A 21,823-nucleotide genomic window follows, 5' to 3' on the forward strand; every position below is an offset into this window, starting at 1 on the left:
ACGGGAGAGTGCAGAGTCGTCCGTGTCCGTCCACCGACCGGCACACGCTCGAAAGGGACGACCATGGCACTCTCCCGTTCGGCACGCTTAGCGGCCCTCGCCACCGCGGCGGCCTCCTTCCTGACCATTGCCGCCTCCTCCGCCCCCACTCCTGGCGCCCCCGGCATCGGCGATCCCTACTTCCCACAGCTCGGCAACGGCGGCTTCGACGCCCGCCATTACGACCTGGACATTGCCTACGACCCGGGCACCGGCCGCCTGGACGGCCGTACCACCCTCACCGCACGCGCCACCCAGAGCCTGTCCTCCTTCGATCTCGACCTCCAGAAGCTGGAGATCACCAAGGTCGAAGTCGACGGCAGACCCGCCCGGTTCACCCGCGACGGCGACGAGGTCACCGTCACCCCGCGCGGAACCCTCGCCAAGGGCCGGCACTTCACCGTGTCCGTCACCTACGGCGGCATACCCGAACCCCTCGGCGGCCCGATCGTCTTCGGCTCGAAGTACGGCTGGATGAAGACCGCCGACGGCGTCTTCGTCGCCTGCGAGCCCAACGCCGCCTCCACCTGGTTCCCGTCCAGCGACCACCCCGCCGACAAGGCCACCTACGACATCCGGATCAAGGCACCCAAGGGCCTGACCGGTGTCTCCAACGGCCGGCTCGTGTCGACGTACGACCGGGGCGACTCGACGTACACGCACTGGCGGGAGAGCCGGCCGATGGCCACCTACCTCGCCACCGCCACCATCGGGAAGTTCGATGTGCAGACCGGCCGCACCCCGGGCGGCATCCCGGTCTACGTCGCCATCGACCCCGTGCTGAAGAACAGCAACAACGTCGACGTGTACGCCGTCACCGCCGCCGCAACCGACTACTGGTCGCAGGTCTTCGGGCCGTACCCCTTCGAGGAGACCGGCGCGATCGTCGACGCCATGCCCGAGGCCGGGTTCTCGCTGGAGGTGCAGAGCAAGCCCGCCTACTCGGCCGTGCGCAACGAGACGACCATCGTGCACGAGCTGGCCCACCAGTGGTTCGGCGACTCGGTGAGCGTGGCCCGGTGGCAGGACATCTGGCTCAACGAGGGCTTCGCCACCTACGCCCAGTGGCTGTGGGCCGAGCACCAGGGCACCCGTACGGCCCACGACTCCTTCCTCGCCGCCTACAACGCCCGCCCCGCCGACGCGGGCTTCTGGCAGATCAAGGTGGCCGACCCGCAGCGCGACACGATGTTCGCCTCCGCCGTCTACCAGCGCGGCGCGATGACGCTCCAGGCACTTCGGGAACGGATCGGCGACCAGGCGTTCTTCAAGCTGCTGCCCACCTGGACCCGGCTCCACCGGTACGGCAACGCGGACACGGCCGACTTCGTCCGCCTCGCCGAGCGGATCAGCGGACAGAAGCTGGACGACCTGTTCGGCACCTGGCTGTTCACGACAGGCAAGCCGACCTTGTAGCCCTGGCTTTGTAAGGTTCGCACCCCTTGACAGGTGAGAATGTCAGGGTGCAGCTCCAGCAACTCTTCAGTCCCTCCGTCCAGCACACGCTCGATGTCATCGGCATCTTCGTGTTCGCGATCTCCGGCGCCCTGCTGGCCGTCCGGAAGAACTTCGACGTGTTCGGCATCGCCGTGCTCGCCGAGGTCACCGCGCTGGGCGGAGGGCTGTTCCGCGACCTGGTCATCGGGGCCGTACCCCCGGCCGCCTTCACGGACTTCGGGTACTTCGTCACCCCGTTGTTCGCCGCGCTCGTCGTCTTCTTCCTGCATCCGCACGTGGAGCGCATCCAGTCGGCGGTGCTCGTCTTCGACGCCGCAGGACTCGGCCTGTTCTGTGTCACCGGCACGACCAAGGCGTATTCCTACGGCCTCAACCTGACCGCCTCCGCGACGCTGGGCCTCGCCACCGCGGTCGGCGGTGGCGTGCTCAGGGATGTGCTCGCCAACGAGGTTCCCTCGCTGCTGCGCTGGGACCGCGACCTGTACGCGGTCCCCGCGATCGTCGGCGCCACCATGGTGGTGCTGTGCATCCGCTACGACGCCCTGACCCCGGTCACCAGCGGACTCGCGGTCGTCACGGCTTTCGTGCTGCGCCTGCTGGCGATGAAGTTCCACTGGCGAGCGCCGCGTGCGTGGAACCGCCGGTCGACTGTGTCCGAGGAGTAGACCCGGTGGTCCCGGTGGTCCCGGTGGTTCCCGTGGTCCCGGTGAGGGACCGGTCCTGGCCCTTGGCGCGGTTCTGGCCCATCTGCAGGGTCAGCCACCGGAACACCGTGTCGACCTGCGGCCGCCACAGCGCCATGGTGTGCCCGCCCATGCTGCGCGGCAGGAACACCACGTGCACGGTCGTCGGCGCCTTGGCGGCGGACTCCATGGCGACCCCCGCCTGGTAGCCGTCGCCGGACTCGCCGGAGAAGTACAGCGCGATCCGCGGCGGTGCGGACGCCTTCTTGAGAATCAGGTAAGGATTGTTCTCGGCGCGCAGGGTGGGGTTCTGTGCGGCGAGGGAGTTACGCTCGCCGATCGGGTCGTTGTACCCGGACATGCTCACCGCGGCCCGGTAGCGGTCCGGGTGCGCCACGGCCAGCTTGACCGCGCAGTGCGCGCCCGCCGAGTACCCGGCCACCGCCCAGCCCTGCGGCGCCGGAAGGGCCCGGAAGTTGTCCATGACCATCTTCGGCACGTCGATGCTGAGCCAGCTGTCGGCGTTGACCTGGCCGGGGATGTTGGCGCAGCCGGTGTCCACGCCGGCCAGCAGGTTGGTGCGCGGGGCGACCAGGATGAAGGGCGCCACCTGGCCGCTCTGCATCAGCGGCAGCAGCTGCTCGTGCGCCTTCATCGACCCGAACCAGGCCTTCGCGGAGCCGGGGTAGCCCGGCAGCATCTCCACGACCGGGAACTTCTTGTGGGCGTAGGCCGGATCGTTGTACTGGGGCGGCAGCCAGACGTAGACCTCGGCGTTCACGCCCGACACCCGGCCCTTGAGCTGGGTGACGCGCACCCCGCCGGCCGCGTGCATGCCCGGCCCGTCGGCTTCCTTGAAGTCCTGCTTGACCTTGGGCAGCTTCTTGAACGCTATGCCGCCGGTGCCGTCCCGGCCGAGGTCGGCGGCCTGCTGGACGTGGTTGCCGGTCCCCAGCAGGTCGGCCCAGTTGTCGTACAGGTTGTTCTGGTTGTTGACCAGAACGAAGACCAGCGTGACGGCCGTGCCCTGGGCGAACAGCAGCATCAGTACCCGGGCCGCTGCGCGCAGGGCTTTGGGCCCCCGCATCCTCGACCAGAGGACGAGCGGCAGTATGACGGCGACCACGGACAGCACGATGGTCGTGTAGAGGAACGGAGTCCCGGTGAGGCTCATGTCCCCATAGAGGGGAATCAGGGGCTCGAGGTTGTGGACGTGTCCGGACACTTACCGAGAAATTGCCGGAACCTCACTCTGTAGAGGGGATCCTGCCGCAACCTGACGCCCTGCCGCAACATCCAAAGCTACCGCTTAGTAATTTCATGTTGTACCGTTCACCCATGCCAGAAGCAGCTTCCGCACCCTCCCCGTCGCGGGCCGTGATCGGCGACAGCGAGTTCGACCGCGACACGGCGGTCACCCGGCGCGAGCCCGGTGTCTACGACATCGACCTCTCCGCCGGCTGGACCATCTTCGACGCCGTCAACGGCGGCTTTCTGCTGGCGGTCCTCGGCCGGGCCCTCGCGGACGCGCTTCCGCACCCGGACCCGTTCACCATCTCCGCGCACTACCTGACCGCGTCCCGGCCGGGCCCGGCGGTCGTCCGCACCGAGGCGGTCCGCACCGGCCGCACCCTCTCCACCGGCCAGGCCTCGCTCCTCCAGTACGACGACCAGGGCAACGAGGTCGAACGCATCCGCGTCCTCGCCTCCTACGGCGACCTCCGTGACCTCACCGACGACGTCCGTACGACGGCGGCCCCGCCCGCGATCCCGCCCCTGGAGCAGTGCTTCGGCGCCGACGACGCTCCCGAACCGGTCCCGGGCAGCTCGGCCATCGCCGACCGGCTGATGCTCAAGCTGGACCCCGCCACCCTCGGCTGGGCGCTCGGCGCTCCCTCCGGCAAGGGCGAGATGCGCGCCTGGTTCGGCCTCGCCGACGGCCGCGACGCCGACCCGCTCTCCCTCCTGCTCGCGGTGGACGCCCTGCCGCCCACCGCCTTCGAGATCGGCCTCAAGGGCTGGGTGCCCACGGTCGAACTGACCGTCCATGTCCGCCACCGCCCGGCCCCCGGCCCGCTGCGGGTGTCGATCACCACCCGCAACCTGGCCGGCGGCTTCCTGGAGGAGGACGCCGAGATCTGGGACAGCGAGGACCGTCTGGTCGCCCAGTCCCGGCAACTCGCCCGGGTCAGCCGCGGCTGAGCGGCGCGCGGCCCGTCCGGGCCGCCAACTGCGCGCAGACACCGCCCCCTTCGGCCGCCTCCCGGCGAGCGCCGAAGGGGGTCTCCGCATCGCGGGGACGGGAGTCCGGCAACACCTGACGCGCGGTGACGAGCGCGAACTCGGCTGGCCGAGGGCCTTGCCGCAGGGTGGGGGCGGTCGGGGTCAGGCCGGGTTGAGGGGTTTGCGTCCCAGCCAGGCTGCCAGCTGTCCGTAGGTGTCGGTCCCTTCGGGGGCCTCGACCGCCGAGCCGAAGGGCGTGTCCGCGTCCCGTCGGGTGTCCGGCAGGACGCGGCGCGCGGTGGCGAGCGCGAACTCGGCGGGTTCCGGGTCGAGCGCGTGCGGGTGGCCGAGGGCTTCGGCGAGGTCCCAGGTGTGGGTCACGAGCTCCATGACATAGCCGGAGAGCGCCGCATGGCCGGGTACCTCGCCCCAGGGGACCCGCACAGTGCTCGCCATCCGCTCGTCGGTCTCCCAGGCCTTCAGGACCCGCACGCGGACCTCTTCGTAGGCCGCCGCCCAGCCGTCGTCCTCGACGCCCTCGGCGAAGGGGTGCACCGCGAGTCCGTCGCCACCCTCGCCGACCACGGCGATCCGCCGGGTGCCGCCGACGATGTGGCTCAGCAGGGTCCGTACGTCGAACTCGGTACAGGGCGTCGGGCCGTCGAGCTGCTCGGGGCGCACCGTCTTGATGAGCGCGGCCGCCTGCTCGGTGGCGCGGGTGTAGACGGGGCGCGGGTCGATGAATCCGGTGGTGGTCATGGGGTGCCTCTCCGCTGGTCGGTATGGAGAGAAGGATGCGCGGATAACCTGACAGATCCCGTCAACATTTGCGTCGGGGTCCGGTGCGGCGGGATTCTGGGGGCGTGAAGTCCGACCGGCTGCTGTCGATCCTGCTGCTTCTGCAGACCCGGGGCCGTGTGCCCGCACGTGAACTCGCAGAGCGGCTGGAGGTGTCGGTCCGCACCATCTACCGGGACATCGAAGCACTGTCGGCCTCCGGCGTCCCCGTGTATGCCGAACGCGGCCGGCACGGCGGCATCGAACTCCTCGCCGGTTTCCGCACGGACGTCACCGGCCTGACCGCGGACGAGTCCCGCGCCCTGTTCATCCTCGCCGCCCAGGGTGCCCACGCCGCGCTCGGTCTCGACGCGGCGCTCGGCTCGGCCCTGCGCAAGGTGATGGCGGCCCTGCCGGCCCCGCACCGGCCCGCCGCCGAGGTCACCAGCCGCCGCATCCTGGTCGACGCCACCCGCTGGCGCAGCGGCCCGCAACAGGCGGTCGACCTGGAGGTGCTCCAGGACGCGGTGTTCTCCGACCGGCGGCTGAAGCTGCGCTACCGGCACAGCGGGGAGCGGGAGCCACGGACGTACACCGTGGACCCCTACGGCCTGGTCGCCAAGGCCGGGGTCTGGTACCTGGTCGCCGACCGGCGCGGCGCGCCCCGGCTGTTCCGCGCCGACCGGGTGCGCTCGGCCCGCCTGCTGGACGAACCGGTGCGGCGCCGCACCGGCGTCGAACTCGCCGACGTCTGGGAGGTGTTGCGCCGCCAGGTGGAGGAGCGGCCACAGGACGGGATCGACGTCACGGTACGGATCCGGCGCGAGCGGCTCGACATGTTCCAGCGCATGACCGCCGCACAGCTGACCGAGCTGCCGGACGACGACGGCGAGAGCGACTGGGTCACCGCCCGGCTGTCGTACCCGGCCCTGCGCGCGGTGCGCCAACTGCTGGCGTTCTCCGACCAGGTGGAGATCCTCGACCCGCCCGAGGCGCGCGCGGAACTGGTACGGGCGGCGCGTTCTGTCACGGCCTTGTACCAGCAGACGGAGCACGGAAGCGGGTGAAGTCCCAGGTGAATGCCGGTACTTGAGGTGTGCTTCACCCGATTGACAGGCGGGGGACAGGAGGCGCCCAAGAACGCCCTGAGCGCCGTTGGTTCAGTGCCCGCCTCAGGACTCCCTCATCTCTCGTGGAGCTGTCTCTCATGAAGCGTGCACGCCTCGTCCCCGCCGTCGCCCTGCTGGCGCTGTCCCCGCTGCTGCTGACCGCCTGCGGCTCGGGTGACTCCTCCTCCTCGACCAGTGGCACCTCCGGACAGCAGGCCTGTCAGGCGCCGTCCGGCGCGCCCTCGGGGGCGTCCACCGGGAAGCCGAGCCGTGCGCCGTCGGGTGCGCCCTCGGGCATGCCGAGCAGGGCGTCCGGCGGGGGCCAGGGCGGTCCCGGTGGCGGGCAGGGCGGCGGCTGCGGCGGGCCGGGCGGCGGCCAGGCCGGAGGGCAGGCCGGCGGTCAGGCTCAGCAGGGCTGACCGACGAGGCCGTACGACACAGGGAGCGGGTCAGTCCAGCCAGTGCCGGCGGCCGATGCTGATGAGCCGCATCTGCCGGGTGGCGAGCTGGGCGACCTGCTCCCGCTCGTCCTGTGAGGCCTCCAGCGCCTCCAGGAAGAGGGAGGCGGTGATGAGCATCTGGTCGACGTAGAGGTGCGCGAGCATCAGCAGGTCGTCGTCGCTCCAGCCGTCGGCCTGCGGGTCCTTGGCCAGCTCGGCCTTCACCTCGTCGGCGAACCGGGCCAGTTGGTCCCGGATGGCCTCCCGCACCGGCTGGACCCCGCCATGGCGCTCGCGGGCGATGAAGCGGACGTGGGCGGGATAGGCCTCCACATGGCGGGCTATCAACTCGACGGCGCGTGTGATGCGTTCCTCGCTGTCGCCCGCCGTGGACACCGTCGTCTTCACCATCGGGTGCAGGCTGCCCAGGGCCTCGTCGACCAGGGCCACGCCGAGGTCGGCGGTCGAGCGGAAGTGCCGGTAGAAGGCGGTCGGAGCGACACCGACCGCACGGGTGACCTCGCGCAGACCCAGGCTGCTCAGACTCTGCTCCTCCAGCAGCGCGAGCGCCGCGTCCAGGAACGCCTGCCGGGTCTTCTGCTTCTGGGCCTGCCGGATGCCGAGGGTGTGACTCATGTCATCCAGTTAACAACTGTTCTCTGGAATTGAAAAGCCGCGGGAGGCGCTAGACTCAAAGTCAGTGAACAACTGTTACTACAACTGTTCACCGAAGCTTCACGCAGGCCCTTCACACCAGGCATCCCGGAGGGGGATCCGATCCCATGCTGTTCCTCGTCGCCGCACTCATGCTGTTCGGCGTGGTACTGGGCACTGTGGCCCACGCGCCGATGGCCGTCACCGCCACCGGTGCCGCCGTGATCGCCGTCTGGCTCGGCATCTTCGCCATCCGTGAGCGCCACGGCCGCCGTCGCCGCGCCTCGGTCAACTGACCGTCCCGAACGACTTCCAGGAGCTGAGCACCATGCAACTCACCGCACCGGCCACCGGCCGCACCGAAACGCGTTCGCGCACGCGGGACGCCGACGGCATGGCCGTGGCGTCCTTCATCCTCGGCCTTCTCGGCCTGCTCGTCCTCAACGTCTTCCTCGGCCCGATCGCCATCGCCCTGGCCGTCGTCGCCCTGTGGCGCGGCACGTCCCGGCGTGGCCGCGCGTACCTGGGTCTGGGCCTGGGCGTGGCCGACCTGGCGGTCCTCGTGATCGCCATGCAGATGTCCCACACGGTGTCGTGGAGCCTCTGAGGCGGACGGACACCGCCTGACGACGGCGGGGCCCCGAGGACGACGGGGCGCTTCCCGCTTTCGCCGTGGGCAGTCGTTCCGCAGGGCGATGGGGGTCCCTCCCGCTCGAGCGAAGCCGAGAGTGGGGGAGGGTGGGCACGGCCTACAGCGCCGGGTGCGCCGCCACCAGGGCCAGGTGCAGCCCGCGTAAGGCGCATTCGCAGCCAAGCAACGACTCGCGGCCGAGGCCAACTGGAAGGGCCCCGTAGAATCGGGCTCACCATGGCTTACCTCGACCACGCCGCCACGACCCCGATGCTCCCGGAGGCGGCAGAGGCACTGACCGCCCAACTGAGCATCACCGGCAACGCGTCCTCCCTGCACGCCTCCGGCCGCCGGGCCCGCCGTACAGTCGAGGAGTCCCGCGAAACCCTCGCGGAGGCACTGGGCGCCCGCCCCAGCGAGGTCGTCTTCACCTCGGGCGGCACCGAGGCCGACAACCTCGCGGTGAAGGGCCTGTACTGGTCCCGCCGCGACGCCGACCCGGCCCGCACCCGCGTCCTGGCCAGCCCCGTCGAGCACCACGCGGTACTCGACGCCGTGCACTGGCTCGGCGAACACGAGGGCGCCACCGTCGAATACCTCCCCGTCGACGCCTACGGCCGCGTCCACCCCGAGGTGCTGCGCGAGGCCATCGCCCGCAACCCCGACGACGTCGCCCTGGCCACCGTGATGTGGGCCAACAACGAGATCGGCACGATCCTGCCGGTCCGTGAACTCGCCGACGTGGCAGCGGAGTTCGGTGTCCCGCTGCACGCCGACGCGGTCCAGGCCTTCGGTCAGGTCCCGGTCGACTTCGGTGCTTCCGGCCTCGCCGCGATGACGGTGTCGGGTCACAAGATCGGCGGCCCCTACGGCATCGGCGCGCTCCTGCTCGGCCGCGAGCACACCCCCGTACCCGTCCTGCACGGCGGCGGCCAGGAGCGCCACGTCCGCTCCGGCACCCTCGACGTCCCCGCCATCGCCTCCTTCGCGGTGGCCGGGCGGCTCGCCGCCGAGCAGCGCGCGTGGTTCGCCCGCGAGATCGGCGCCCTGCGGGACCAGCTGATCGACGCCGTCCGTACGGCCGTCCCGGACGCGATCCTGGGTGGTGACCCGGCGCCCGAGGGCCGCCTCCCGGCCAACGCCCACTTCACGTTCCCCGGCTGCGAGGGCGACTCCCTGCTGCTCCTGCTGGACGCCCAGGGCATCGAGTGCTCCACCGGCTCCGCCTGCACCGCGGGTGTCGCCCAGCCCAGCCATGTCCTGCTCGCCACCGGCACCGCCCCGGACCTGGCCCGCGGCACCCTGCGCTTCTCCCTCGGCCACACCTCCACGGAGGCCGACGTCGAGGCGGTCGCCAAGGCCATCGGGCCGGCGGTGGAGCGGGCTCGGGCGGCGGGGCTCAGCTGAGCGGCTCCGCCAGGCGTCGGGGCACAAAAAACGACCTACGAGACGGGTTCCCTTCGCCGGTATTGTCCGGATCAGGTGACTGGGGGTCGCCTTCCAGTCCAGTACTTGCGACTTTCAGGCCTCTCAGTCCGACCGTCGACGTCGGCCCCAGCGGAAGCCTTGTGCCTCTCGCCAAAGTCGGCTACTCCGCTCGAACTCCCTCACTCGTCCCGTAGGCCAGTTATTAGAATAATCCGTCTACTCCGGGACGGCATGCTGTAAACCATGATTTTTTCGGACGTTACGTCTCTGGTGTGTGCACCTGCCTCACCAGCCCCATGTATCGCCCCCAGTCCCAGTGCGGCCCGGGGTCGGTGTGGTCCGTCCCCGGTACCTCCACATGCCCGATGACGTGCTCCCGGTCGGCGGGGATGCCGTAGCGCCCGCATATCGCGGCCGTCAGCCGCGCCGAGGCCGCGTACATCGCGTCCGTGAAGGACGAGGCGTCCTCCACGAAGCCCTCGTGCTCGATGCCGACGCTGCGCTCGTTGTACCCCCGGTTGCCCGCGTGGAAGGCCACGTCCAGCTCGCGGATCAGCTGGGTGATCCGGCCGTCCCTGCGCACGATGTAGTGCGCCGCCGCCGCGTGCGCCGGGTCCTGGAAGGCCTTCACCGCGCTGCGGTAGCCGCCCTGCGTGACATGGATGACGACCCGGTCGACGGGGTAGTCGTCCGGCCGGTCCGCCTGCCGGTAGTTCGCCGGTGACGCAGCCACCCACCGCGCACCCCGGAAGTCGACGGCCCCCGCCACCCGGGGCTTGTCCACTCCCGGCAGCCGCCACCACAGATGGGACAGCTCCTGCCGGGCCAGCACGGCCGTGCCCACGGCGGCCGCGGCCCCGCCGACGAGCAGGGCCCGCCGCCCCAGCCGCCGGTCCGCGTCCCCGCCTGCCGGCCGCCCGCTCGTCGCCTCCATGTGATCGTCAACGGATATCCGGCGGCCCCGGTTCCCGCGCCCCGTACTCTGGAAGGGCTATGACTGACACCCCGCAGCGCACCCGCCCCCTCCGCGTCCTCGCCGCCATGTCGGGCGGTGTGGACTCCGCCGTCGCCGCCGCCCGCGCGGCCGAGGCGGGCCACGATGTGACCGGCGTCCACCTCGCGCTCTCCGCGAACCCGCAATCCTTCCGCACCGGCGCGCGGGGCTGTTGCACCATCGAGGACTCGCGCGACGCCCGCCGCGCCGCCGACGTCATCGGCATCCCGTTCTACGTCTGGGACCTCGCCGACCGCTTCCGCGAGGACGTCGTCGAGGACTTCATCGCCGAGTACGAGGCCGGGCGCACCCCCAATCCCTGCCTGCGCTGCAACGAGAAGATCAAGTTCGCCGCGCTGCTGGACAAGGCGCTGGCCCTCGGCTTCGACGCGGTCTGCACCGGCCACTACGCGCAGGTGATTGTCGGCGAGGACGGCTCCCGCGAACTCCACCGCGCCTCCGACATGGCCAAGGACCAGTCGTACGTGCTCGGCGTCCTGGACGAGAAGCAGCTCGCCCACGCGATGTTCCCGCTCGGCGACACGGTGACCACCAAGGAGGAGATCCGCGCGGAGGCCGAGCGCCGGGGCCTGGCCGTCGCCAAGAAGCCCGACTCGCACGACATCTGCTTCATCGCCGACGGCGACACCCAGGGCTTCCTGGCCCAGCGGCTCGGCACGGCGGAGGGCGACATCGTGGACGAGTCCGGCGCCAGGCTGGGCACGCACGAGGGCGCCTACGGCTTCACCATCGGCCAGCGCAAGGGCCTGCGGATCGGCACCCCGGCCCCCGACGGCAAGCCGCGCTACGTCCTCGACATCTCCCCGGTGACCAACACGGTGACCGTCGGCCCGGCCGCCGCCCTGGACGTCACCGCCCTGACGGCGATCAAGCCGCGCTGGTGCGGCACCGCCCCGGCGGGCCCCGGCACCTACACCGCCCAGCTCCGCGCCCACGGCGGCGAGACCGAGGTCACCGCGGACGTGGTCGGCGGCGAACTGCGCGTCACCTTCACCGAGCCGGTCCGCGGCGTCGCCCCGGGCCAGGCGATCGTGCTGTACGACGGCACGCGCGTGGTGGGCTCGGCGACGATCGCGTCGACCACGCGCGCGACGGCAGCGGCGGTGTGACCGGCTGAGCCGGGTCACCCGGTGACGAACTCGGCGAGCACGGGACCGAGCACGTCCGGCTCCACCATGTGCGTCTGTCCCTCCAGGACCCGGTACGTGCCCCGGGGCACGGTGTCCGCGATCTCCCGGGACGCCACGCGCATCCACTCCGGGCTCGCCCCGCCCGCCACGGCCAGCACGGGCACAGCGATCGAGGCCAGCCGCTCCCGGGGCAGCAGGCCGTCGCCCATGACCGCGTCGTCGTAGGCGAGGCTCGGCGCGACGGCCTCCATGCCGGCCCACATCGGGGACCGGCGGGCGCCCCGGATCATCTCCTCGCCGAGGCCCGTCAGCCGCAGGAACAGCTCCACGGCGTCCCCGCGCCGGCCCTCCGTGAGCGCCCTGTTCAGGTTCTCCTTGTACGCGGCCTCCCGCTCGGCGCCGCCCTCGAGGAAGTCCGCGAACGGCGCCTCGTACACGGCGGCCTGACGGACCGGCAGGCCGCTCGCCGCCGCCTCCAGCACCAGCGCGCCGCCCGAGGAGACCCCGAACAGCGCCGCCTCGCCGCCCACGGCGTCGATCAGCGCGGCCAGGTCCTCGACCTCGCGCGCCACCGTGTACGGCGCCGTGTCACCGCTCTCGCCGCGGCCCCGGCGGTCGTAGACGACGGCCGTGCAGCGGTCCGCGAGCCGGTGCGCGAGGGGGGTCACGGTGCCGCCGGTGGACATCGCGCCGCTCACCAGGATCACCGTCGGCCCCTGGCCGGTCACTTGGTACGCGAGGGAGGTGCCGTCGCGGGAAGTCGTCTTTTTGTCCATGCCGGTGCAGACTGCCGCACGGCGCCGGGCTCATCGGTCACGACACGTCGGCGTCGTAGAAGCAGAAGTGATCCCTGATCTCCGCCACGTCCGGCTTCGGGTCCGGGTACGCCCACACCAGGTCGGGCGCGTCCGGCAGCGACCAGTAGGAAGCCGTGCCCTTGAAGGGGCAGACGGTGTGCGTGCCGGACGGGGTGAGCAGGTCGAGGCGTACGTCCTCGGCGGGGATGTAGTACCGCACCGGACAGCCCGTCTCGCGCAGTTCGAGGGGGCGGTCGGTCTCCGCGAGCACCTGGTCGCCGTGCACCACGCGCACGTGCCGCTCGCTCTTCTCGATGGTGATGGTGTGTCCGTGGGTCATACCGGAACAGCGCCGGCGGGCCCGGACTTCTTCCCCAGTACGGTAAGGCACATGAACATCTGCGTCTTCCTCTCCGCGGCCGAACTCGACGAGCGGTACACGCGCCCCGCGCGCGAGTTCGCGAAACTGCTCGGCAAGGGCGGGCACACCCTGGTGTGGGGCGGCTCCGACGTCGGACTGATGAAGGTCGTCGCCGACGGCGTGCAGGAGGCGGGCGGCAGGCTGCTCGGCGTCTCGGTCGGCTTCCTGTCGGCGACGGTGCGGCCCGGCGCCGACGAGATGGTCATCGCCGCCGACCTCGCCGAACGCAAGAAGCTGCTGCTGGAGAAGGCCGACGCGGTGGTGATCATGGTGGGCGGGACCGGCACGCTGGACGAGGCCACCGAGATCCTGGAGCTGAAGAAGCACGGCCACACCGACAAGCCGGTGGTGCTGCTGAACACGGCCGGCTTCTACGACGGCCTCCAGGAGCAGTTCCGCCGCATGGAGGACGAGGGCTTCCTGCCCCGCCCGCTGTCCGAGCTGATGTTCTTCGCCGAGGAGCCGGTGGGCGCACTGGACTACCTGGAGGCGTCGCTCGGCACCCGCTGATGCGAGCATGGCGGGCATGGCTACACATGTGATCACCGGGGCCGGTTCCGGCATCGGCGCGGCCGTCGCCCGCCGTCTGCACGCGCGCGGGGACGAACTCGTCCTGCACGCGCGCGACGCGGCCCGCGCGAAGGAACTGGCAGCCGAGTTCCCCGGGGCGCGCACCCTGGTCGGCGATCTGTCCGACCCCGACAAGCTCTCCTGGGCCTTCTCCCACCAGACGCTCCCGGACCGGGTCGACTCGCTGCTCCACATCGCCGGGGTCGTGGACCTCGGCGAGATCGGCGAGCTGACCCCGAAATCCTGGCGCCACCAGCTCAACGTCAACCTGATCGCCCCCGCCGAGCTGACCCGGCACTTCCTGCCCCAGCTCCGTGCCGCCCGCGGCCATGTGATCTTCGTCAACTCCGGTGCCGGACTCAACGCCCACGCCGGCTGGTCCGCGTACGCCGCCTCCAAGCACGGCCTGAAGGCCCTCGCCGACTCCCTGCGCCAGGAGGAGCACGGCAACGGCGTCCGCGTCACGTCCGTCTACCCCGGCCGCACGGCCAGCCCCATGCAGGCCAAGGTCCACCAGCAGGAGGGCAAGGACTACGACCCGGGCCGGTGGATCGACCCCGAGTCGGTGGCCACGACGATCCTGATGTCCCTGGACCTCCCGAGGGACGCGGAGGTCAACGACCTGACGGTGCGGCCGGGGCGGTGAGCGTATCGGCCAGGGGTTCAGGGGGCGGAGACCGCCGGCGCGGCGGCATACCCTGCCGGGGTGAGTGAGAAGAGCGAGTTCAGGTTCCCAGGAGCCACCGGCGTCGGCTCCATGCCCGGAGGGGACGCGAGGGAAGCCGCCAAGACGGTCACCGGCAGCTTCGAGGAATTTCCGTATCTGCCCGAGCTCCCCGCCCGCGGCCCCGGCGCCGACATGATCGGCCGTACCGCCGGACTGCTGGTCGAGCTGTACGCGCGCGTGGAGCCCAGCGGCTGGCGGATCGGGGACCGGCCGGGGCGGGACACCAAGCGGGCGCGGTCCTGGCTGGGGGAGGACCTCGACGCCCTGGAGGAGTTCACGCAGGGCTACGAGGGCGACCTCAAGGTGCAGGCGGTCGGACCGTGGACGCTGGCCGCCGCCCTGGAGCTGAGGAACGGTGAGTCCGCCCTGTCGGACCCCGGCGCCTGCCGCGACCTCGCCGGCTCGCTCGGCGAGGGCCTGCGCCAGCACCTCGCCGAGGTGCGCCGCCGCATCCCGGGCGCCCGGCTAGTCCTCCAGCTCGACGAGCCCTCCCTCACCGCCGTGCTGCGCGGACAGGTCCGTACCGCCAGCGGCTACCGCACGCACCGGGCCGTGGACCGGCAGGTCGTCGAGGCCGCCCTGCGCGACGTCGTCGGGGTGCACGGCGGGGGACCCGTCGTCGTCCACTCCTGTGCTCCCGACGTCCCGTTCGCCCTGCTGCGCCGGGTCGGCGCGGACGCCGTCTCCTTCGACTTCTCGCTCCTCACCGAGCGTGACGACGACATCATCGGCGAGGCCGTGGAAGGCGGTACCCGGCTGTTCGCCGGTGTCGTGCCGGGCACGGACGGCCCATTGTCAGACCCTGCCGGTAGCGTCATGGGTGTCAGGGCGCTGTGGCGCAGGCTGGGGCTGCGTCCCGGGCTGCTCGCAGAGGCGGTCACGGTCACCCCGGCGTGCGGTCTCGCGGGTGCTTCCCCCGCCTACGCACGCCAGGTGCTCGCCCACTGCGCCCGGGCGGCGAGATCCCTCGCGGACAACCCAGAGTAACGGGAGGACAACACGGTGGCCGGCGACAAGCAGCAGGCGGAGACGGCAGTGCCCGCCGAGGCACGGGTAAAGCACGCGCAGCTCGCTGAGCAGATCGAGGAGCACCGCTTCCGGTACTACGTGAAGGACGCTCCCGTCATCAGCGACGCGGAGTTCGACAAGCTCCTGAAGACCCTGGAGGCGATGGAGGAGGAGTATCCCGAGCTTCGCACGCCGGACTCGCCGACCCAGAAGGTCGCGGGGTCGTACGAGACGGAGTTCACGGCGGTCGAACACCGCGAGCGGATGATGTCGCTGGACAACACCTTCAACGACGACGAGCTGGCGGCCTGGGCCGACCGCATCGCCAGGGAACTGGGCGAGCAGGAGTACCACTTCCTGTGCGAGCTGAAGGTCGACGGCCTCGCCGTCAACCTCACCTACGAGCACGGCCGCCTCACGCGCGCGGCGACGCGAGGCGACGGCCGCACCGGCGAGGACATCACCCCGAACGTCCGCACGATCGCGGAGATCCCGGACCGCCTGAAGGGCGACGACGTCCCCGACCTCGTCGAGATCCGCGGCGAGGTCTACTTCCCGATGGAGAAGTTCGAGGAGCTGAACGCCCGTCTGGTCGCGGCCGGCGACAAGCCCTTCGCCAACCCCCGTAACGCCGCCGCCGGTTCGCTGCGCCAGAAAGACCCGCGGGTCACCGCCACCCGCCCGCTGCACATGGTGGTCCACGGCATCGGCGCCCTGGAGGGCTTCACGGGCATGACCCGCCTCTCCCAGGCCTACGACCTGCTGAAGACCTGGGGCCTGCCCACCTCCCGGCACAACCGCGTGGTCGACGACCTCGACGGCGTCCGCGCCTTCATCGCCCACTACGGCGAGAACCGCCACTCCGTGGAGCACGAGATCGACGGAGTCGTGGTCAAGCTGGACGAGATCCGGCTCCAGGGCCGCCTCGGCTCCACCGCGCGTGCCCCGCGCTGGGCGATCGCCTACAAGTACGCGCCCGAAGAGGTCAACACCAAGCTCATCGACATCAAGGTGGGCGTCGGCCGCACCGGTCGTGTCACGCCGTACGCGCAGGTCGAGCCGGTCACGGTCGCGGGCAGCGAGGTCGAGTTCGCCACCCTGCACAACCAGGAGGTCGTCAAGGCCAAGGGCGTGCTCATTGGCGACACCGTGGTCATCCGCAAGGCCGGTGACGTCATCCCGGAGATCCTCGGCCCGGTGGTGGACCTGCGCGACGGCGGCGAGCGGGAGTTCGTGATGCCGGGCGAGTGCCCGGAGTGCGGCACGGCCCTGCGGCCCATGAAGGAGGGCGACATCGACCTCCGCTGCCCCAACGCGCGTACCTGCCCGGCCCAGTTGCGCGAGCGCGTCTCCTACCTCGCGGGCCGCGAGTGCCTGGACATCGAGCACTTCGGCGCGGTGGCCGCCGCCGCGCTCACCCGCCCGCTGGAGCCGGCCGACCCGCCGCTGGTGGACGAGGGCGACCTGTTCGACCTGACGGTGGAGAAGCTGCTGCCCATCAAGGCCTACGTCCTCGACCCGGACAGCGGTCTGCCCAAGCGGGACCCCAAGACGGGCGAGGAGAAGGTCGTCACGGTCTTCGCCAACCAGAAGGGCGAGCCGAAGAAGAACACCCTCGCGCTGCTGGAGAACATCGCGGCGGCCCAGCAGCGGCCGCTCGCCCGGTTCCTCAACGGGCTGTCCATCCGGCACGTCGGCCCGGTGGCCGCGCAGGCCCTCGCACGTGAGTTCCGTTCGATCGACCGCATCGAACAGGCCAGCGAAGAGGAGCTGGCGGACATCGACGGCGTGGGGCCCATCATCGCCGCCGCCCTCAAGGAGTGGTTCGCCGAGGACTGGCACCGCGAGATCATCCGAAAGTGGAAGGCCGCCGGAGTCCCGCTGGAGGACCAGTCGTCCGGCGAGGAGCAGGGGCCGCGCCCGCTGGAGGGTCTCACCGTCGTCGTCACCGGCACGCTGGAGAACTTCACCCGGGACGGGGCCAAGGAGGCGCTGCAGAGCCGCGGTGCGAAGGTGACCGGTTCTGTCTCCAAGAAGACCTCGTTCGTCGTCGTGGGTGACAATCCGGGATCGAAGTACGACAAGGCCATGCAGCTCAAGGTTCCGGTTCTGAACGAGGACGGTTTCGGCGTCCTCTTGGAGCAGGGCCCCGAAGCGGCGGCCGAAGTCGCGCTTCCGACCGGGGAGTAGCGGTTGAAGGCCACCCGATCGGCGCATATCAGATGCATACGGGTGGCCCGGGCGCATTCGGGCAACCGTCGACGACCGCTGCCCGAGGAAGCCTTCTGCGGCCTACTGTTGAGGTGTGCGCCTGCCGTGCCCAGCTGCGGTTGGGGCATCCCCCTGCTCGCCGAGGGCACGGGGAAGGTTTCTTCAACGCGGAGCCGCTGATGGTTGTCGGGCATCGGGCCGCGTGGCGTGGGCACCGCCGGCTGTGAGAGGGACGGGAATGGAACCGACCGAGAGCGCCGCCCCGGACGCACGGCTGCGCCTGCGCCGCCGTGCGGGCGCGTGGCGGGGGAGCCGGTGGACCGGGCGGGGCGCCGAGCGCACGGGCACCCGGACGCGCCCGGCCGGACCGGGGCCCGCGACCGAGGCACACACCCCGATCCCGCTGGCCATCGAGCCCGCCCCCGCGCTGTCCGGCGCCGACTCCGAACGGCACGTGTCCTGGCCCGCGCTGCCCGCGGCCGTCGTGGCCGCCGCCGGATTCGCCCTGGGCGCGGGCTTCTACCGCGCCTTCACCGGCCATCACGCACTCTTCCCGGGCGGCACGGTCGGCTGGTCGCTGGCCCTGCTCACCGGCGTCATCGTCGGCCACCTCGTGATGCTCGGCCGTGCCCGCTGGTGGGGCGGCACCGGTTCCGGCGCCGCCCTCACCCTGGCAGTCCTGCTGCTGTACGGCTGGGTGCCCGCCTGGATGGTCAGCCTCACCGTCGTCGTCCTGGTCGGCATAGCCAGGCGGCACCGCTGGCGGCAGGGCGTGCTGCACGGCGCCGTGGACATCCTCGGGATCAGCGTGGGCGCCCTGGTGCTCGGCTCCTTCGGGCGCGTACCGAGCGTCGAGGCGCCCTGGCGGCCGGACACCTGGAGCATCGCCGCGCTCCCCGAGGTGGTGCTCGTCGCGGCCGCCTACCTCGCGGTGAGCCGCGGCCTGCTGTGGTACCTGCACGCCCCGCGCGGCGGGGGACTGCCCACCGTCGCCCGCACCGCACTGGTCAGACAGGGCCTGGTCGCCGTCGCGCTGCTCGGCATCGCGCCGCTGGTGTGCGTGGTCGCCGACGCAGAGCCGATCCTGCTGCCGCTGTTCGCCATCCCGCTGATCGCCCTCGACTCCACCCTGTGGATGGCCCGGGCCCGCGCCGAGGAGCAGTTGCGCGACCCGTTGACCGGACTGCCCAACCGGCAGTGGCTGCTGGAGCGCATCTGGACCGCCCTCGACGACGCCGAGCGGATAGGCGCGCGTACGGCCCTCATGCTGATCGACCTCGACCGTTTCCGGTCGGTGAACGACACCCTCGGTCATCTCGCCGGTGACCGGCTGCTGTTGCAGATAGCCGACCGGCTCCGGCTCGCCCTGCCGCGCGGCGCGGAGGCCGCCCGGCTCGGCGGTGACGAGTTCGCGGTCTTACTGCCCGTCGCCGACTCCACCACGTCGGCCACGCGGGTCGCCCGCGGCCTCGTCGCCGCCCTCAGCTCGCCGCTCGACCTCGACGGGCTCACCCTCGTCCTGGAGGCCAGCGCGGGTGTCGCCGTCTTCCCCGACCACGCACTGGACGCCGAGGGGCTGCTGCGGCGGGCGGACGTGGCGATGTACCAGGCGAAGCGGGACCGTACGGGCGTCGAGGTCTACGAGTCCAAGCGGGACTCCAACACCCCGGACCGGCTGGGCCTGCTGGGCGATCTGCGCCGGGCGCTGGACGCGCACGAGGTGCAGTTGCACTACCAGCCCAAGGTCCGCTTCGACGGACAGGTCGCCGGGCTCGAGGCGCTGGTCCGCTGGGTGCATCCCGAGCGCGGGAAGGTGCCGCCGGACGAGTTCATAGCGATAGCCGAGTCCTCGGGGCTGATGCCCCATCTGACGGAGTACGTGCTGGAGACCGCACTCGCGCAGGTCGCCCGGTGGCGGGCGCAGGGGCTGCGGGTGCCGGTGGCGGTCAATGTCTCCCCGCGCGATGTCCACACGCCCGGCTTCGCGGGCTCGGTCGCCGCGCGCCTGGCCCGGCACGGAGTCCCCGCGGGAGCCCTCCAGCTGGAGATAACCGAGCACGTGCTGCTGGAGGATCCGCAGCGGGCCGCCGACACCCTCGCCGGGCTCACCGGGCACGGCGTGAAGATGTCCCTGGACGACTTCGGCACCGGGTACTCCTCGCTGGTGCATCTGCGCCGGCTGCCGGTGAGCGAGCTGAAGATCGACCGGTCCTTCGTGGCCCGGCTGGCCGTGGACAACGAGGACGCGGAGATCGTGCGCTGCACGGTCGACCTGGCACACTCGCTGGGCTTGCTGGTCGTCGCCGAGGGCGTGGAGGACGACGAGACCTGGGAGCGGCTGCGGGACCTCGGCTGTGACGCGGTGCAGGGGTGGCTGGTCGCCGCGGCGATGCCTCCGGACGAGACGACGGCGTGGCTGCGGGCGAGGGGGTCCCGTGGGTGGCAACGCCCGCGCGCTGCGCTGCCGGCCGCCGAATAGTTCTTCCCGGCCGACCGCCCAACTCGGCTTGGCCGCACGGCTCCTGTGGGGGCCGACCACTGTCGGCGGCTGCGGGTCAGCCCGCGAAGTGGCCGACCAGCAGCGCCAACCTGCTCTCATGCGCCCCCTCCGGTAGCCGGCCGCTGCGCGTCAGGGTCGCCAGGCCGTGCAGGCAGGCCCAGAACGTCTCCGTCAGCAGGCCGGGGTCGTCGCCCTCCGCCGCGATCGGCTCCACCGCCAGGAGCAGTTCGCCGAACGCGTCCCACAAGGGCGCCGGTGCCTCCTCCGTGGCGAACGGCAGGTCCACCAGGTGGGTGAACATCGCGTCGTAGAGGGCCGGCCTGCGCTGCGCGAAGGACGTGTACGTCTGCGCCACCGCCGCCAGCGACTCCCGGATGCCCCCGGCCGCCGTGCGCGCGGCCCGCAGCTCCGCCGCCAGGTCCGCGCAGCCCTGCACCGCGACCGCCGCCATGATCGCGTCCTTGCCCTTGAAGTGGCTGTAGAGGACCGGCTGGCTGTACTCGATCTCGGCGGCCAGCCGGCGTGTGGTCACCGCGTCCCAGCCCTCCGCCTCCGCCAGTTCCCGTGCGGCCGTCACGATCAGCCGCTCGCGTTCCGCTCGTTCGCGCTCCCGGCGCGTCTGGATCGTCATGACCCTGATTCTAGCATCGCTAGCGATTCTGTCGATGCTCTGCTAGCTTCGCTCTTGTCCCTAGCGCTGCTAGCAAGGAGAAGAGACGTGACCGTCACCGCGTACACCCTGGCCGTCGTACTCGACCTGTTCTGCGTGTTCCTGGGCTACGGGTTCCTGTTCCGGCCCGCCTCCTCCGCCGCCGGTTACGGCGTCCCCGCCCGGCCGGACGGCGACGCCGGCGCCTACCTCACGATCAAGGGCCTGAGGGACGGCACCTTCGGTCTGCTGGGCCTGGCGCTGCTGGCCTTCGCCGGGGCGCAGGCCGAGGCCTGGTTCATGGTCTGCGTGGCCCTTGTCCCGCTCGGCGACACGCTGATAGTCCTGCGCAACGGCGGCACGAAAGCCGTCGCCTTCGGGATCCACTTCGCCACCGCGGTCGTTGTACTGATCAGTGCGGGTCTGCTGTTCGCCGTCTGAACGCCCGATCACTCACAGGGGGAGAGTCATGTCGCTGTTCGTTCCGAAGTTCGACGAGTCCGTGATCGTCCGTGAGGCCGAGGCCGAAGTCGTCGGCCGCGCGCCCACCACCGTGCGCCTGCTGGCCGACAGCAGCCGGACCGGCGGCGCGCTGTCCACCCAGCGCGTCACCCTCACGGCGGGCGCCGACGGCGCCAAGCCGCACTGGCACGACAACTCCGCCGAGATGTTCTTCCTGCTCGACGGCGCCGCCGACATCCTCTCCGGCGAGGACGTCGTGACCGCCGGCCCCGGTGACCTCGTCATCGTCCCGCCCGGCAAGCCGCACGCCTTCGCCGCCGTACCCGGCGCCGACGCCGACCTGCTCATCGTCCTCACGCCGGGCGTCGAGCGCTTCGAGTACTTCCGCCATCTGCAGCGCATCGCCCTCGGTGAGGCCACTTCGGAGAGCCTGCTGGAGGTGCAGGAGCTGTACGACAACCACTTCCTGAAGAGCGAGGCGTGGGACGCCCGGCGCCGCTGAGGACGGGGCCCCGGCAAACCGTTTCACGGGCACGGGGCCCCGACCCATAGGATTGGGCCAAACCACACACACTCACCCCAGAGGATCGCTGCATGCCTGGCATCACGCGCGAGGAGGTCGCCCACCTCGCCCGGCTGGCGCGTCTGGAGCTGAAGCCCGAAGAACTCGACCACTTCGCAGGCCAGCTCGACGACATCATCGGCGCGGTCGCCCGCGTCAGCGAGGTCGCCGACCAAGACGTACCGCCGACCTCTCACCCGCTGCCGCTGACGAACGTCATGCGGCCGGACGAGGTCCGTCCCTCGCTCACCCCCGAGCAGGCGCTCTCCGGCGCCCCGGCCCAGGAGCAGCAGCGTTTCAAGGTGCCGCAGATCCTGGGGGAGGACTGA

General features: G+C 71.4%; 24 protein-coding genes. 17 read left to right on the top strand and 7 right to left on the bottom strand.

Annotated features, from left to right (window positions below; genetic code table 11):
* Positions 1 to 63: 63 nt before the first annotated feature.
* Both AQI88_RS36605 and AQI88_RS36610 read left to right on the top strand, forming a co-directional pair.
* Positions 64 to 1,455: a M1 family metallopeptidase gene (locus AQI88_RS36605; RefSeq protein WP_067008302.1), complete on the top strand. Its 1,392-nt coding sequence runs from the start codon at positions 64 to 66 to the stop codon at positions 1,453 to 1,455.
* Positions 1,456 to 1,502: 47 nt separating this feature from the next.
* The gene (locus AQI88_RS36610; protein WP_067008305.1) at positions 1,503 to 2,162 is read left to right on the top strand and encodes a trimeric intracellular cation channel family protein; all 660 of its coding nucleotides are present in this window, start codon (positions 1,503 to 1,505) and stop codon (positions 2,160 to 2,162) included.
* Here the strand turns inward: AQI88_RS36610 and AQI88_RS36615 are convergent.
* Positions 2,071 to 3,354, bottom strand: coding sequence for an alpha/beta hydrolase (locus tag AQI88_RS36615; protein ID WP_067008441.1), 1,284 nt, complete (start codon positions 3,352 to 3,354; stop codon positions 2,071 to 2,073). The genes AQI88_RS36610 and AQI88_RS36615 overlap by 92 nt on opposite strands.
* A gap of 164 nt (positions 3,355 to 3,518) precedes the next feature.
* Here AQI88_RS36615 and AQI88_RS36620 point away from each other — a divergent pair, with 164 nt between their 5' ends.
* On the top strand, positions 3,519 to 4,382 hold the full coding sequence (locus AQI88_RS36620; RefSeq protein ID WP_067008309.1) for a thioesterase family protein: 864 nt from the start codon (positions 3,519 to 3,521) through the stop codon (positions 4,380 to 4,382).
* Positions 4,383 to 4,565: 183 nt separating this feature from the next.
* Here AQI88_RS36620 and AQI88_RS36625 read toward each other — a convergent pair whose 3' ends face one another.
* Entirely contained in the window at positions 4,566 to 5,162 is a 597-nt protein-coding gene (locus AQI88_RS36625; protein WP_067008312.1) for a TIGR03086 family metal-binding protein, read from the bottom strand.
* A gap of 104 nt (positions 5,163 to 5,266) precedes the next feature.
* On the opposite strand from AQI88_RS36625, the gene AQI88_RS36630 reads away from it, so the two are divergent.
* Positions 5,267 to 6,247, top strand: a complete 981-nt coding sequence (locus tag AQI88_RS36630) for a helix-turn-helix transcriptional regulator (protein ID WP_067008315.1) — start codon at positions 5,267 to 5,269, stop codon at positions 6,245 to 6,247.
* A 140-nt stretch (positions 6,248 to 6,387) separates the two neighbouring features.
* Positions 6,388 to 6,708: a hypothetical protein gene (locus AQI88_RS45430; protein ID WP_067008316.1), complete on the top strand. Its 321-nt coding sequence runs from the start codon at positions 6,388 to 6,390 to the stop codon at positions 6,706 to 6,708.
* Between the two features lie 30 nt (positions 6,709 to 6,738).
* Here the strand turns inward: AQI88_RS45430 and AQI88_RS36640 are convergent, their stop codons facing one another.
* The gene (locus AQI88_RS36640; RefSeq protein WP_067008320.1) at positions 6,739 to 7,365 is read right to left on the bottom strand and encodes a TetR family transcriptional regulator; all 627 of its coding nucleotides are present in this window, start codon (positions 7,363 to 7,365) and stop codon (positions 6,739 to 6,741) included.
* A 146-nt stretch (positions 7,366 to 7,511) separates the two neighbouring features.
* On the opposite strand from AQI88_RS36640, the gene AQI88_RS46885 reads away from it, so the two are divergent.
* The 3 genes from AQI88_RS46885 to AQI88_RS36650 all read left to right on the top strand — a co-directional run bounded on the left by AQI88_RS46885 (position 7,512) and on the right by AQI88_RS36650 (position 9,421).
* Entirely contained in the window at positions 7,512 to 7,679 is a 168-nt protein-coding gene (locus tag AQI88_RS46885) for a hypothetical protein (RefSeq protein WP_167357506.1), read from the top strand.
* 32 nt (positions 7,680 to 7,711) lie between these two features.
* A complete protein-coding gene (locus AQI88_RS36645; protein ID WP_067008323.1) occupies positions 7,712 to 7,990 on the top strand; it encodes a DUF4190 domain-containing protein in 279 nt (92 codons plus the stop codon).
* Positions 7,991 to 8,251: 261 nt separating this feature from the next.
* The gene (locus AQI88_RS36650) at positions 8,252 to 9,421 is read left to right on the top strand and encodes a cysteine desulfurase family protein (protein ID WP_067008325.1); all 1,170 of its coding nucleotides are present in this window, start codon (positions 8,252 to 8,254) and stop codon (positions 9,419 to 9,421) included.
* A 280-nt stretch (positions 9,422 to 9,701) separates the two neighbouring features.
* Here AQI88_RS36650 and AQI88_RS36655 read toward each other — a convergent pair whose 3' ends face one another.
* Positions 9,702 to 10,376 carry an N-acetylmuramoyl-L-alanine amidase gene (locus AQI88_RS36655; RefSeq protein ID WP_067008327.1) on the bottom strand — a complete coding sequence of 225 codons (675 nt, stop codon included), beginning with the start codon at positions 10,374 to 10,376 and terminating at the stop codon, positions 9,702 to 9,704.
* Positions 10,377 to 10,435: 59 nt separating this feature from the next.
* Between AQI88_RS36655 and mnmA the strand changes: the two genes are divergently transcribed.
* Positions 10,436 to 11,566 carry a tRNA 2-thiouridine(34) synthase MnmA gene (gene mnmA, locus AQI88_RS36660; RefSeq protein ID WP_067008334.1) on the top strand — a complete coding sequence of 377 codons (1,131 nt, stop codon included), beginning with the start codon at positions 10,436 to 10,438 and terminating at the stop codon, positions 11,564 to 11,566.
* Between the two features lie 14 nt (positions 11,567 to 11,580).
* Here mnmA and AQI88_RS36665 read toward each other — a convergent pair whose 3' ends face one another.
* Positions 11,581 to 12,363, bottom strand: coding sequence for an alpha/beta fold hydrolase (locus AQI88_RS36665; protein WP_067008337.1), 783 nt, complete (start codon positions 12,361 to 12,363; stop codon positions 11,581 to 11,583).
* 37 nt (positions 12,364 to 12,400) lie between these two features.
* Positions 12,401 to 12,724 carry a DUF427 domain-containing protein gene (locus AQI88_RS36670; RefSeq protein WP_067008341.1) on the bottom strand — a complete coding sequence of 108 codons (324 nt, stop codon included), beginning with the start codon at positions 12,722 to 12,724 and terminating at the stop codon, positions 12,401 to 12,403.
* A 51-nt stretch (positions 12,725 to 12,775) separates the two neighbouring features.
* Between AQI88_RS36670 and AQI88_RS36675 the strand changes: the two genes are divergently transcribed.
* The 5 genes from AQI88_RS36675 (at position 12,776) to AQI88_RS36695 (ending at position 19,800) form a co-directional block, all read left to right on the top strand.
* Complete coding sequence (locus AQI88_RS36675; RefSeq protein WP_067008344.1) at positions 12,776 to 13,315, top strand: LOG family protein; 540 nt, start codon at positions 12,776 to 12,778, stop codon at positions 13,313 to 13,315.
* A gap of 16 nt (positions 13,316 to 13,331) precedes the next feature.
* Complete coding sequence (locus AQI88_RS36680) at positions 13,332 to 14,021, top strand: SDR family oxidoreductase (protein WP_067008444.1); 690 nt, start codon at positions 13,332 to 13,334, stop codon at positions 14,019 to 14,021.
* 60 nt (positions 14,022 to 14,081) lie between these two features.
* Complete coding sequence (locus AQI88_RS36685; protein ID WP_079058040.1) at positions 14,082 to 15,089, top strand: methionine synthase; 1,008 nt, start codon at positions 14,082 to 14,084, stop codon at positions 15,087 to 15,089.
* A gap of 15 nt (positions 15,090 to 15,104) precedes the next feature.
* Positions 15,105 to 17,300, top strand: a complete 2,196-nt coding sequence (ligA, locus tag AQI88_RS36690) for an NAD-dependent DNA ligase LigA (protein WP_067008347.1) — start codon at positions 15,105 to 15,107, stop codon at positions 17,298 to 17,300.
* A 259-nt stretch (positions 17,301 to 17,559) separates the two neighbouring features.
* Positions 17,560 to 19,800, top strand: a complete 2,241-nt coding sequence (locus AQI88_RS36695; RefSeq protein ID WP_067008350.1) for a putative bifunctional diguanylate cyclase/phosphodiesterase — start codon at positions 17,560 to 17,562, stop codon at positions 19,798 to 19,800.
* A 76-nt stretch (positions 19,801 to 19,876) separates the two neighbouring features.
* On the opposite strand, the gene AQI88_RS36700 is transcribed toward AQI88_RS36695, so the two are convergent.
* The gene (locus tag AQI88_RS36700) at positions 19,877 to 20,452 is read right to left on the bottom strand and encodes a TetR/AcrR family transcriptional regulator (RefSeq protein ID WP_067008353.1); all 576 of its coding nucleotides are present in this window, start codon (positions 20,450 to 20,452) and stop codon (positions 19,877 to 19,879) included.
* Positions 20,453 to 20,539: 87 nt separating this feature from the next.
* Between AQI88_RS36700 and AQI88_RS36705 the strand changes: the two genes are divergently transcribed.
* The 3 genes from AQI88_RS36705 to gatC all read left to right on the top strand — a co-directional run bounded on the left by AQI88_RS36705 (position 20,540) and on the right by gatC (position 21,823).
* Positions 20,540 to 20,911, top strand: coding sequence for a DUF4267 domain-containing protein (locus AQI88_RS36705; protein WP_067008357.1), 372 nt, complete (start codon positions 20,540 to 20,542; stop codon positions 20,909 to 20,911).
* Positions 20,912 to 20,939: 28 nt separating this feature from the next.
* Positions 20,940 to 21,434: a cupin domain-containing protein gene (locus AQI88_RS36710; protein WP_067008360.1), complete on the top strand. Its 495-nt coding sequence runs from the start codon at positions 20,940 to 20,942 to the stop codon at positions 21,432 to 21,434.
* A 92-nt stretch (positions 21,435 to 21,526) separates the two neighbouring features.
* Complete coding sequence (gatC, locus tag AQI88_RS36715) at positions 21,527 to 21,823, top strand: Asp-tRNA(Asn)/Glu-tRNA(Gln) amidotransferase subunit GatC (RefSeq protein ID WP_031117542.1); 297 nt, start codon at positions 21,527 to 21,529, stop codon at positions 21,821 to 21,823.

The sequence above is a fragment of the Streptomyces cellostaticus genome (assembly GCF_001513965.1).
Lineage (GTDB): Bacteria > Actinomycetota > Actinomycetes > Streptomycetales > Streptomycetaceae > Streptomyces > Streptomyces cellostaticus.

Bases quoted from the DNA above. Each gene is read 5' to 3' on its own strand.
- AQI88_RS36670 (WP_067008341.1), bottom strand. From the start codon at position 12,724: ATGACCCACGGACACACCATCACCATCGAGAAGAGCGAGCGGCACGTG.
- AQI88_RS36640 (WP_067008320.1), bottom strand. From the start codon at position 7,365: ATGAGTCACACCCTCGGCATCCGGCAGGCCCAGAAGCAGAAGACCCGG.
- gatC (WP_031117542.1), top strand. From the start codon at position 21,527: ATGCCTGGCATCACGCGCGAGGAGGTCGCCCACCTCGCCCGGCTGGCG.
- AQI88_RS36700 (WP_067008353.1), bottom strand. From the start codon at position 20,452: ATGACGATCCAGACGCGCCGGGAGCGCGAACGAGCGGAACGCGAGCGG.
- AQI88_RS46885 (WP_167357506.1), top strand. From the start codon at position 7,512: ATGCTGTTCCTCGTCGCCGCACTCATGCTGTTCGGCGTGGTACTGGGC.
- AQI88_RS36675 (WP_067008344.1), top strand. From the start codon at position 12,776: ATGAACATCTGCGTCTTCCTCTCCGCGGCCGAACTCGACGAGCGGTAC.
- AQI88_RS36655 (WP_067008327.1), bottom strand. From the start codon at position 10,376: ATGGAGGCGACGAGCGGGCGGCCGGCAGGCGGGGACGCGGACCGGCGG.
- AQI88_RS45430 (WP_067008316.1), top strand. From the start codon at position 6,388: ATGAAGCGTGCACGCCTCGTCCCCGCCGTCGCCCTGCTGGCGCTGTCC.
- AQI88_RS36665 (WP_067008337.1), bottom strand. From the start codon at position 12,363: ATGGACAAAAAGACGACTTCCCGCGACGGCACCTCCCTCGCGTACCAA.
- AQI88_RS36710 (WP_067008360.1), top strand. From the start codon at position 20,940: ATGTCGCTGTTCGTTCCGAAGTTCGACGAGTCCGTGATCGTCCGTGAG.
- AQI88_RS36650 (WP_067008325.1), top strand. From the start codon at position 8,252: ATGGCTTACCTCGACCACGCCGCCACGACCCCGATGCTCCCGGAGGCG.
- AQI88_RS36620 (WP_067008309.1), top strand. From the start codon at position 3,519: ATGCCAGAAGCAGCTTCCGCACCCTCCCCGTCGCGGGCCGTGATCGGC.
- AQI88_RS36695 (WP_067008350.1), top strand. From the start codon at position 17,560: ATGGAACCGACCGAGAGCGCCGCCCCGGACGCACGGCTGCGCCTGCGC.
- AQI88_RS36615 (WP_067008441.1), bottom strand. From the start codon at position 3,354: ATGAGCCTCACCGGGACTCCGTTCCTCTACACGACCATCGTGCTGTCC.
- AQI88_RS36680 (WP_067008444.1), top strand. From the start codon at position 13,332: ATGGCTACACATGTGATCACCGGGGCCGGTTCCGGCATCGGCGCGGCC.
- AQI88_RS36625 (WP_067008312.1), bottom strand. From the start codon at position 5,162: ATGACCACCACCGGATTCATCGACCCGCGCCCCGTCTACACCCGCGCC.
- AQI88_RS36645 (WP_067008323.1), top strand. From the start codon at position 7,712: ATGCAACTCACCGCACCGGCCACCGGCCGCACCGAAACGCGTTCGCGC.
- AQI88_RS36605 (WP_067008302.1), top strand. From the start codon at position 64: ATGGCACTCTCCCGTTCGGCACGCTTAGCGGCCCTCGCCACCGCGGCG.
- mnmA (WP_067008334.1), top strand. From the start codon at position 10,436: ATGACTGACACCCCGCAGCGCACCCGCCCCCTCCGCGTCCTCGCCGCC.